This window comes from Levilactobacillus sp. FUA 3915, from assembly GCF_044053135.1.
Taxonomy (GTDB): Bacteria; Bacillota; Bacilli; order Lactobacillales; family Lactobacillaceae; genus Levilactobacillus; species Levilactobacillus lanxiensis.
The window spans coordinates 1,394,236-1,405,928 of record NZ_CP168704.1 but is presented as its reverse complement, the minus strand read 5'-3'; the positions used below and the strand labels follow the sequence as shown (position 1 = coordinate 1,405,928).

The 11,693-nt window shown below is 53.0% G+C and carries 7 protein-coding genes; 3 read left to right on the top strand and 4 right to left on the bottom strand.

The genetic code is table 11. The features are described 5' to 3' along the window. Positions 1–97: 97 nt before the first annotated feature. Complete coding sequence (locus ACEPST_RS06655; protein ID WP_204121680.1) at positions 98–382, top strand: ATP cone domain-containing protein; 285 nt, start codon at positions 98–100, stop codon at positions 380–382. A gap of 168 nt (positions 383–550) precedes the next feature. On the opposite strand, the gene spx is transcribed toward ACEPST_RS06655, so the two are convergent. Next, positions 551–949 (bottom strand): transcriptional regulator Spx, encoded by a 399-nt coding sequence (gene spx / locus ACEPST_RS06650; RefSeq protein ID WP_125765213.1) that lies wholly within the window; start codon positions 947–949, stop codon positions 551–553. Between the two features lie 538 nt (positions 950–1,487). Between spx and ACEPST_RS06645 the strand changes: the two genes are divergently transcribed. Both ACEPST_RS06645 and ACEPST_RS06640 read left to right on the top strand, forming a co-directional pair. After that, on the top strand, positions 1,488–3,563 hold the full coding sequence (locus tag ACEPST_RS06645) for a cation:proton antiporter (RefSeq protein ID WP_395390582.1): 2,076 nt from the start codon (positions 1,488–1,490) through the stop codon (positions 3,561–3,563). Between the two features lie 1,468 nt (positions 3,564–5,031). Beyond that, the gene (locus ACEPST_RS06640; protein WP_204121678.1) at positions 5,032–6,609 is read left to right on the top strand and encodes a bifunctional metallophosphatase/5'-nucleotidase; all 1,578 of its coding nucleotides are present in this window, start codon (positions 5,032–5,034) and stop codon (positions 6,607–6,609) included. A gap of 345 nt (positions 6,610–6,954) precedes the next feature. Here the strand turns inward: ACEPST_RS06640 and rny are convergent, their stop codons facing one another. From rny to ACEPST_RS06625, 3 genes are all read right to left on the bottom strand, one after another. Continuing rightward, entirely contained in the window at positions 6,955–8,565 is a 1,611-nt protein-coding gene (gene rny / locus ACEPST_RS06635; RefSeq protein ID WP_204121677.1) for a ribonuclease Y, read from the bottom strand. 100 nt (positions 8,566–8,665) lie between these two features. Further along, on the bottom strand, positions 8,666–9,358 hold the full coding sequence (locus ACEPST_RS06630) for a YoaK family protein (protein WP_204121676.1): 693 nt from the start codon (positions 9,356–9,358) through the stop codon (positions 8,666–8,668). 1,291 nt (positions 9,359–10,649) lie between these two features. Beyond that, positions 10,650–11,600: an alpha/beta hydrolase gene (locus tag ACEPST_RS06625; RefSeq protein ID WP_204121675.1), complete on the bottom strand. Its 951-nt coding sequence runs from the start codon at positions 11,598–11,600 to the stop codon at positions 10,650–10,652. Positions 11,601–11,693: the final 93 nt, after the last annotated feature.

The following is an 11,693-nucleotide window of genomic DNA, read 5'->3' as shown; positions in this document are numbered from 1 at the left end:
TTTGGTGGATTCATCGTAAGATGGGTGTACGGGCATTTTTCAAGTTGGTGATAGCCGACGACCTGAAGTGCCAGCAAACCTAGGAGGGCAAGAGACGATGGACGTTATCAGAAGATCACAAACGACGATGGACCCAAGCGGTCTTACCGTGGAAACCCCAGACGGTAAACACGCTCCGTTCAATTCCAAAAAGATCCATACAGCCCTCACTAGCCTGACCAACGACCCAACCGTTGTGCACCGGGTAGAGAGCTTAATCGTCGCCCAATTGGCTGGTTTTAACGTGGTAGCCACCGGAACCATTACCGCTACCATCGTGGAAACCTTGGAACAACTGGGATACGCACATATGGCCCAAAGCTATTTAAAAGCGAGTCACTAATTTCAACGACAAAAAAGCTGACCAAGAAATCGTAAGGATTTCCGAGTCAGCTTTTCTTTTCGTCCCACATTTTTTTCGCCGACCTTGAGGCTCGACCAACGGAACGTGGTTTATAATCATTTCAATAAAAAACCGACCAGCACTCCCCCGAGAACTGATCGATCCATTCTATGAGCTTAATTGTGATTCCAAGTGATGGAGTTCTGCGGTCCGAACATCCCGTGGCAAGAACCGCCGAATCTCTTCTTCGTTGTAACCCACTTCAAGCCGCTTGTCATCAAAGATGATGGGGCGCTTGATCAAGTCGGGGTACTTCACAACGAGATCAACTAATTGGCTAACTGATAAACTGTCCAAATCAACGTGCAGTTCCTTAAACACGTTGGATCGCGTGGAGATAATGTCTTCACTTCCGTTTTCAGTTAAACGTAGAATCTGTTTAACTTCGGCAGCATTCAATGGCTTAGACTTGATATTACGTTCACTGAAAGCAATATCGTGTCCCTTCAGCCAAGCGCGTGCTTTCCGACTGGATGCGCTACTTGGTGCAATGTACAAATTAATCATATTCAGCACTTCCTTATCGTTGGATTGAGTAACGATAACAGACAACATAACAAAGTTCACCTAAACAATTTATCGAACTATCTAGTAGAACCAACTTATATGTTACCACAATTGAATGAATAATCAACCTTTTTTGGAAACTTTCTAAATAAGGGACGACATTTTTTAGTGGGTTGGTTGGGATTCCCAACCATTTCCGTTCACCCCCGTTACTTTGTGATAAACTGGGCTAATTCCCGAAATATCGGCCTGTAACGGGGGCACAAAGTTTTGCAAGTCAACCAATTATCCACCGATAGGTTACGGACTTTTACGAACATACTTACCGGGCGTCTCTTTTTCGCCTAATTGTATGTATATTCATTTTATCAGCATTATTATTCATATCGCACAATTTAATCGCTTTAGACCGCCTAGCCATTCGCTGGAAATTGGTTATACATTAGTTTTTCCAAACTCGCAGACAATTATTCCATTATTTCCGGACCGAGTGGCGTAAAATAAGAACCAACGATTCTATTCATTTGGAGGGATTCACTTGGAAATTTTCTATGCCGTCCTGCTTCTAGTCCTTGCGACGATTGTGGCCAATACGATCTACCCTTATTTTCCGGCCATTCCGCAGGCGTTCTACCAAATCTTTGTGGGGGGCTTACTCTCGTTAGTGCCCCTGTATCATCATTTTATCCTCGAGCCTGAAGTCTTCATGCTCCTGATCATTGCGCCGTTAATGTTCTACGACGGCCGCAATGCCAACGCCGGTGAGCTCCGGAAAAATATGGGCTCAGTGATGTCCATGGCCGTGGTACTGGCCATCCTGACCGTCGTCCTCCTAGGCTACCTCAGTCACGCTGTCCTCAGTACCCTGCCATTAGCGTTGGCCTTCGCCCTGGCTGCTATCGTGACGCCAACGGATGCCGTCGCTGTGGGTTCCATCACCGCCAATATGGCCGTGCCCGAGCGAGTCATGGGCATGCTGGAACGGGAATCGCTGTTCAACGACGCTTCCGGCTTGGTTGCCTTCAGCCTGGCCCTGACCGCCTTTACCACTGGGAAATTCTCCCTGGGCGGCGGGATCAAACACTTTCTCATCGTCTTCTTCGGCGGACTCCTGATTGGCTTGATTCTCGGGGTGATTGCCGTCTGGCTGCGGGTCTACCTGGTCCGTGGCGGGATGGACTCCTCCAGTGTCATCGTTCCTTATGACATTTTAGTCCCCTTCGTTATCTATTTAGCCGCTGAACACATTGGCTTATCCGGTATCTTAGCGGTCGTCGCTGCCGGCTTGATGTTCAGTATATCGACCGACCAACTGCGCCTATCCAGTACCCAACTCCAACTGGTTTCGCGTTCTACCTGGCACATTCTCACCAGCATTTTAAACGGCTTCGTCTTCGTCCTGCTGGGCGTTTCGCTGCCAACCGTCTGGGTAAATATTCAACGAGACAGCACCAAATCCATTCCCACCTACGTGCTCCTGGCCGTCATCCTCTACGCGGTGATGCTGGCAATGCGTTACCTGTGGATTCGCTTCGACTGGGCCCTGATTCGTTCGGAAAATAAGGACCGCCGGCACAACGCCCTCATTGGTGCCCTCTCCGGTGTGCACGGAACCATTACGTTAGCCATGGCCTTCTCGCTACCACTCACGTTAAACGGTCACGCCTTCCCGTTCCGAAATTCCATGATTTTCATCGCGGCCGTCGTCATTATTTTAAGTTTACTCGTGCCCACCTTTATCATGCCAATGCTGCTACCAAGTAAGAAAGTGGCCGTCGACCCAGCCGAGGCCCTACGCGAACGCAAAGCCTTGGTAGCCTATGCGACGGAACGCTTAGCGCAAGAAAATCCGGATACCCCTAGTGCCACACAGGCCGTGATTGAAACGCTAAACAGCCAGGCAACCACGGAACGTCCCGACCGACAGAAAATGAGTGAAATTCTCAATCACGCAACTCAGATTGAAGTTCATACTGTCCAAGGACTCGCCGATAATGGCACCATTTCCCAAGGATTTGCCAACCGTTACGTGCGGATTCTCCTGATGAAATCACAAATGAGTCACAACAATCCCTTCGTCAATTCCACGCTGTGGATTCGCTTCGTCTGGCACCGTCTGACCCATGCCTTTAGCCGGCGACAGCACCGTGAACAGCGAATTGCGCAACAGGAAAAGTGGTTGAAACAACATCCGCAAACGGCGGAACAAGAACGGTTACGCGCCGAACGCATCAAGCAAGAACGCCAACCACGCCGCTTCCGTCGCCGCCGTGATCCCGCGGCCGATGAACGCCGGCGAGAAAACTACCTCAAGATTGAACAGGACGTGTACAACGACGTCATCGCTTACCTGACGGACATTTCCAGCGTCGACAACCAAACGGAAGTCAACGCCGTGCGGAACTACTACAATGCCCGGCACCGGCGCTTTGCTTCCAAGGAAATCTCCGACCAGCAAAACGAATTGTTCATCCAGGCCTTCCAGTATGAATACACTTATATTCGGCAACGTCGGAGTGCTAAGGAAGTTTCGCCTGCGCTGGCTGAAGAGATGTACCAGCAGGTGTCGACGGACCAGATGCTCTACATGCAAGAAAGCTCAGCTGCAGACTAAAATCTTTGTGTGTTACCATCGCCTCCGGGCGGGTGCAAATGGGCCGTGACGCTGTGGGCGCACGTCCGGAGCCGAAGAGCGGTCTCCAGACTTACTTTGAGCCTCATAAACCGAGTCTCAAAGATAGCAGTTGCCTAAGCGGTAAACCGCTAAGGCAACTCCCACGGCTTAACCCATTTACACCCGCCCTGCGGCTTACACCGGTTTGGACCGCCGTTCGCCCCGCACTATCCACCTAAATTTTTACGGACGTCTGAATTTCAACCGCCAGCCAAGACCACCGACACAGCTGGGCACTTTGATCCGCCTCTGGTCACTGACACTGACCGCGCTAGCCCATTTGCATCCGCCTGCGGCTTACACCGGTTTGGACCGCAGTTCGTTCTGCACTGATCAATTGCTCTTTGCAATAACCGGAATCTCCATTTGTCCTCTGCTACTGCAAATTTGTCTAAGAATATTCCTGAATCAGTGATTTAATTTCTCGATGCCGTTCAATATACATTGGTATTGCCATCGCTTGTGAAATTGAAATGGGAAAGTGACGGGCTTTGCTTTCGTTTTGCCGTTTCTTAATTTCTACTGGTCTAGCCCGGTATCATAGGCTTTGACGTTTGTTTTCACGCTGATTTCGGTGGCTCCGGCCTCTTTGTAATATTTCCGTCACATTTTCTTCACAAATTGTTGGTATAGTAATTGCATAACTTACGACTAAACAAACGAATAAGTTACCAATTTTACTCCTCCAAGTAAAAAAAGGGCGGCACTGCTACTGCAACCAGCCCACTCCAAACGTAAGATACGTTATTCTCAAAGCGACGACGCAGACGATTAAGGTCTGGCCGCCGTTTTTTGTTACCCGAAAACTGCTCTGGACCCAATTCAAGTGACAGCGCGTCGTCTTATTTAACCGGCTACCCCTCCCCAGTTGGCAGTCTCAGAATACAGACAAACACCACGAAATGATTTTCAGGGGGCGGGCCCCAAACCAGTCTCAGCCACAGGGATGGGAAAACTGGGCCTGGTCGTGGGAGTGACCAGAGGTGGATCAAAGTGACCAGCTGTGTCGATGGTCTAAGCTGAGGTTTTTCACTCAGCTTAGACCATGGGACAACCTTTGAGACCGCACTTTGGCTCAAAGTTGAGGTGGAAGCCCGCTTCTCAGGCTGGAACCGACCCCACAGCAGGGCACTTTGAATCCACCGCCGGGAACGGATACGACCAGGCCCATTTTCACCATCCCGGAGGCGAGTGTCAAAAAGCAAATTCAGCCCCCTGCAAATCGTTTCGGCGGGAGAAAATTGGAAAAATTTACGATTTTGGCCAGCTAAAATTTACACGCAACCCAAACTAGCTTATAATTTCTTTAACACGTTAAAGATTTCGGCGTCTTTTCGCGAACGGTCTGCCAGCAACTGGTCTACGTGACCCGTGGCCAGCCAGACTTCCTATTGGAGGGTGACAATTAATGAAGCTGACAATTTTATCGACAAGTGATACCCACGGGTACGTCTTCCCCACGAACTACGTGAAAAAGGGGAGCCACCAGGGGTTTGGCCTGGCCCGCGCGGCCACGGTCATCGCCCGCGAGCAAGCCGCTGCCAAGGAACAGGGACCCGTTGTAACCATTGAAAATGGCGATTTCCTTGAGGGATCCCCGTTGGCCTACTACGTGGCGCGCGTCCAACCCGACCGCGACCCGCAGCCCCTGCTCAACATTTATAACCAGATTGATTATGACTGCGGAATTCTCGGCAATCATGAATTTAATTATGGCCAGGCTTACCTACAGGCCGCCATTCGGGATGCCAAACGCACGATTCTCTGCGCCAACATTTTGGATAAAAATGGCGACCCCGAATACGGTCAGCCCTACAAAATTATTGAAAAAGACGGTATTAAAATTGGCGTGCTGGGTTTAACCACTCAGGCCGTGTACAAATGGGAAAAGGCCACCAATATCAGTGGTCTGCAGTTCGAGTCGGCCTTCATCGCCGCCAAGAAATACGTGCCCATTATCCGGGAACAGGCTGACGTGGTCGTTGTGTGCTACCACGGTGGCTTTGAGCGCGATTTAACCACTGGCCAGCCCAATGACATTCATGTCGGTGAAAACGAAGCCTACCACATCTTAGAGGCCATTCCGGGCATCGATGCTTTGGTCACCGGCCATCAACATCGCCAGCTCGCCACCGACGTCTTTGATATTCCCACGACCCAACCCGGTTTTCGGGGCCAAGCCGTGGGTAAGATCACCCTGGACCTCGACCGCGACGCTACGGGCAAGGTCACGGTGACCCAGCACCACTCTGAATTGGTCTCCGCTCAGGAAGCGCCGCTCGACAAAAAAGTCCTGACCGCTGCGAATGGCTTAAACGATGCCGTCGGCCACTGGTTGGACCAACCGCTCGGCCACATCAAGGGCGATATGACCTTTGACGACCCGTTTGACGCGCGGATTCACGAGACCCCCTACATTGAATTTATTCAAAAAGTTCAAATGGCAACGATGGGCGCGGATATTTCCGCTACTGCCCTCTTTAACAACGAGGCCCGTGGCTTTGAAAACCCCATCACCATGCGCAATATCATGACCAATTACGTGTACCCCAACGGCCTGTCCCTCCTGAAAATTACCGGAGCAGACTTGCGGGCGGCCTTAGAGGTCAGTGCGCGCTACTTTAGTGTGAAGGACGGTCAAATCATTGTGAACCCGGCCTTTATCCACCCGAAACACCGGCAATATAATTACGATATGTACGAAGGCATCGATTACACGTTGAACGTGGCAAACCCCGCTGGTCAACGTGTGGAACAGCTGACCTACCACGGGAAACCCGTGACGCCGGACCAACCCCTGCGCATCGTGCTCAACCAATACCGCGCAGTCGGTGGGGGCCACTACGCCATGTTTGGCGCCGACAAGATCATTGCTGAGAGTCAGGGTGCGATGAGTGAAATCATTGCGGATTATCTGCAAGAACACCCCACCATCGACGCCACGGCCAACGCCAACTTCACCATCATCAACGAACCTCGGGGGTAGCGCCTTGTATTCGCCTTACCGGGCGGTGCAAATGAGCCGGTACGCTGTGGGCGAACGCTCGGAGCCAAAGGACGGTCTCCGCGCTTACTTTGAGCCGCAAGAAACGCGTCTCAAAGCTATCAGTTGCCTATGCGGTAAACTGCTAAGGCAACTCCCACGGCTGAGCTCATTTGCGCCGCCTTCACGGCTGACACTGGCTTACCCCGCTGTGCGTTGCTGTTGGTGAGGATTGCGTCCATTCTGACTAGACAAATAGACATTTCAAAAACACGCTACATACAAAAAGGGTTATCCGTACGCCACCACAATTGTGGCTGGCTACGGATAACCCTTTTTCTTTGGCAACTAACTAGCGCTAGCGGCCTTTTTCTTTTTCTTCTTTTTGGCTTTTTTCTTTTCGTCACCGACGTACTCGACCGCCGTGGACTTGCGAATCGTGGTGACCTTGATCTTACCTGGGTAAGTCAACGTCGCCTCAATCTGCTTGGCCACTTCTTGGGTCAGGTTGGCTGCGGCCGTGTCGTCCAATTCCTTGGGCTTCACAATGATCCGCAACTCACGACCAGCTTGGATGGCATAGCTTTCGGCCACACCTTCTTGGTCGTTGGCAATCTTCTCCAACGCCCGCAGACGGTTGATGTAGTCTTCAACGGATTCACTCCGGGCACCAGGCCGGGCACCGGAAACGGCGTCGGCTGCGGCAACCAGGTCGGACAGTGGTGAGGTCTTCTCGACGTCACCATGGTGCGCAGCAATCGCGTTGATGACCACGTCTTCTTCACCATATTTCTGGGCAAACTCCGTCCCGATTTCCACGTGGGTGCCTTCGACTTCGTGGTCGATGGCCTTTCCCAAGTCATGGAGCAGGCCGGCCCGCCGTGCTAAACGGGTATTGTATCCCAGCCGCGCGGCCATGGCGCCAGTCAACTGGGCCACTTCGATCGAGTGTAAGAGGACATTTTGACCGTAGCTGGTCCGGTACTTGAGCCGACCGATCAGTTTCATCAAATCGGGGTGCATCCAACCCACGTGTAGCAGGCTGACGGTCTGTTCCCCGGCCTCCCACAGGCTGTGGTTGACGTCACGCTGGGCGTTTTCCACCTGGGTTTCAATCTGGTTGGCAGAAATTCGCCGACTGGCCACCAAGTTGGTGAGCGCCACCCGGGCCACTTCCCGGCGAATCGGGTCATGCGTGCTGATGAACAACGTGGTGTTGTCATCCGGCACAAAAATCAGGTCCGTCCCAGTCAGCGTTTCCAGCAAGCGGATATGCTGGCCATCGCGGCCGATGATCTTACTGCGAATCTCGCCGTTGGGCACGGTCACCGTGTGTTCCATGTGTTCCTTCGGCAGGTCTTGTGGCCCACTTTCGGTGGCGGATAACACGACGTCCTTGGCCCATTTCTCGGCGTTGGCCACGGCGTTATCGTTCAACGCCTTGACCTCCACGTCGCGGTCGCGGGTCAATTCTTCTTCGGTGTGTTGGATGACGTGGTCTTGTGCGGCCTTTTCATCCATCCCCGCCCGTTCTGCCAACGTGTCGTCTCGCTTGGTGCTTAATTCCGTGGCTTGGTCTTTCAATCCATGAATGGCTTGACGCTGGTCACGGTTGGCTTGGCTGCGTTCGTCGAGCATCGCGGTTTGATCATCCAACCGCACGGCCATTTGGCCTAACAGTTGTTCACGCTGCTGACGACGCTGTTCTCTAACGGCAATGTCACTTTTTTGTTCGGTTAATTCATCTTTAACAGACTGCTGATAGGCTAAGGTCTCGCGCCGACTCTTTTCGTGCAGCTTTTGTACACGCTGCTGGGTCTGTGCGTTGGCCTGAGCAATGATGTCTCGGGCCTGTTCCTGCACCGCCAGAAGTTCCTGACGATGTTTATGCTGGCGCACCAGATAGCCGGCTACCAGCCCAATCAGCAGGAAACCGATAACGAGTCCTGTGATTAACAATTTATTCGTGCTCCTTAGTTTTCAGTCCCGACGAGGCGCCGGGTGGGTTGGTCACTTATCTCGTTAATTATACGCTATTTGCGGCCACAACCCAAACCAATCATGCGTCCGGTTTCTCCATCGCGGCGGGAACAAAGAGCCACGCCAATAAAATTAATTTTAAAGCGGAGGCAATCCATAGCACACCCAGTGGCGTGAGGTTGGCCAAACGGGCGCCCACGGCACAGCCGAGAATAAACGTTAGCAGAACTAACGCCAATCTATTTTGCTTAGCACGGGCAGCCTTGTCGCCGTCAAACCAAGCACGGTAGGCGTTGGTGGCTAAATTCTTCGTATTTCCCGTCATGATGCCATTGTTGATACCGATACCGCCGACCTGGCGGAAGACGGTCAGCTCATAGCCGGCCATGATGCCCAGTAGAAAAATCAGCCACATCGTTGGCATGACGTGCTGCAGGCTGGCCAGTAACATATACGCCACCACGTCCAGTAGCATCAGCCACCGCATCTGCTGGCGCTTGTTGGCCTTGCCCAAGTGTTCCGTTAGCCCCTGCGCGCCAAAACACCCCAGGAAGTACCCAATCCAAACGGGCACGTTGACCCAGGCGGCGCCCCAGCCATGTTCGACGAGTTTCACGACAAACACAACCAGGTTCCCGGTCTGTGCGCTAACGAAAACGGCGCCATGATTCAGAAAGGTGTCCGCATCGATCATCCCCATGACCAGGGTCGCCCCCAGCGTCAGGATGGTTTCGGTGACGGGCCGATATTGGTGCGAAATTTCCGGCTCCATCCAATCATCTCCTTCCGCTTGCTTGGAATCGCCTTTTGTCAGCTCTGATACGATAGTGAAAATGAGTTTGGGGCGTGTGATCGGCTGTCCGTTCCCGGCGGCGGGTTCAAACCGCCCTGTTGTGGGGTCAGTTCCAGCCTGTGGGGCGGGCTTCCACCTCGACTTTGAGCCTGGGGGACGGTCTCAAAGGTCGCCCCATGGACTAGGCTAGGCAAGAACCCTAGCCAAGACCATCGACACAACCGGGCATTTTTGACCCGCCTCTGGTCACTCACCGTGGTGCTCGTATTTTCACTATCGCTTGGTGCTGACAGGCTGTTTCCCGTTAGCAAGCGACTTATTCTTTTCTTTCACTCGTCTTTGAGTGAAGTTGTTATTGGGTAAAGAATCCATTTACAACGTCAATTATAACGCCCTGGCCAGTTGTTCGGGGATGATTAGACCCATTATTTTCAGCTACATAAAAAGTGGACCGGGTACCCAACGTACGGGTAACCCAGTCCACTCGCAAGCTTTTAATTCATAACAAATACATTCAGCCCACCGGTAAACTACTTTCACTGCCGGTGACACTAACGTTAGCCGCAGGGCTGGTGAAAATGGGCCAGTCGTGGCAGTGACCAGAGGCGAGCCAAGGCGACCGCTGTGTCGATGGCCTTGGCTGGAGCTGGAGTATTCTCCCAGCCTAGCCCATGGGACAACCTTTGAGACCCACTGATATCAGGACTTCACCCCAACACACCGGCGACAGTCAATCCCTCCATCAAACCACTTTCACTGCTGGTTACACTAACGTCAGCCGCAGGGCTGGGAAAACCGGGCCAGTCGTGGCAGTGACCAGAGGCGAGCCAAGGCGACCGCTGTGTCGATGGCCTTGGCTGGAGCTGGAGTATTCTCCAAGCCTAGCCCATGGGACAACCTTTGAGACCCACTGATATCAGGACTTCACCCCAACACACCGGCGACAGTCAATCCCTCCATCAAACCACTTTCACTGCTGGTTACACTAACGTCAGCCGCAGGGCTGGGAAAACTGGGCCGGTCGTGGAAGTGACCAGAGGCGAGCCAAGGTGCCCAGCTGTGTCGATGGCCTTGGCTGGGGTATTCTCCCAGCCTAGCCCATGGGACAACCTTTGAGACCGCACTTCGGCTCAAAGTTGAGGTGGAAGCCCGCACTTCGGCTGGAACCGGCCCCACAGCAGGGCTCCTTGAGCTCGCCGGCGGGAACGGACACGACCAGGCCCAGTTTTCACCAGCCCGGAGGCGCTACCAACGACCAGTATAACCAGGCCTAGTGAATGTATTTTGCCAAGTAGGCTTTGACTGTCTTGGTGTAAAGGGCGGGGGCGTGCGACAGCGCTGCCGCATGCTTGGCCCCCGGCACCACCAACAACTCCTTCGGCCCGGCATCCGCGCGGTAAACCTGGTAGACCATCCGCGTTGGCACAAAGGTATCCGCACCACCGTGAATAAACAGCATCGGTTTATGGTTCCGTTTGACCGCAGCTAAGGCGTTGGCGTCCCTGAAATGGAAGCCGGCCTTGAGCCGCGCCACGGTGCTGGTCATTGGCACCAACGGCCAGTATGGAATGTTGTACATCTGCTTAGCCTGATACGTGATCTCCGCCTGGGCATCCGTGTACCCACAATCTTCAATGTAGGCCTTCAGCTGGCTCGGCGTCTTCAAGCCACTGGTCATCATGGTCGTGGCGCCCCCCATGGACACCCCGAACAGGACGACTTGGGACTGTTGGCCTTGCTTGGCGATGACCTGGTTGACCCATTTCAAATAATCCTTGCTTTCGTAATACCCGTAGCTGATGACCTTCCCCTGGCTTTGACCCTGCCCACGGGTGTCGGGAATCAGCGTGTTATACCCTAATTTATGGAACATGGCAACGTACCCACCCATGGCTTCCTTATCAGACCCGAAGCCGTGAACCAGCACGACCGTCTTCTTGGTGGTCTTGGCGGCCGGCACATAGTCCGCCACTAAGTTTAAATTGGCGCCGGCAGCCTTTTCGGTCCACCGTTGCTTGGGCACCGTTTGATACCATTTTTTCGCGTCGTACATCGGATCCGTGCGTTTCAGCTTGGTGCTAGTTGCCACAAACGCCTTCTTGCCGCTGGCCACCGTCATGTTGTAGAAGTACAGGCTGGCACCGACTAAACCGCCACACACCAGCACTACTAGTACCACGAGGGCAATCAGCCACCCCTTTAGTCGTTTACTCACGTTCATTTCCTCCCAATTTCTCAATTCTCAACGCACTGCGGTTAACTTTCCCCGCAATAACACCTGCCAGCCGACCGCCAGTAACTGGTGAGTCGCGGC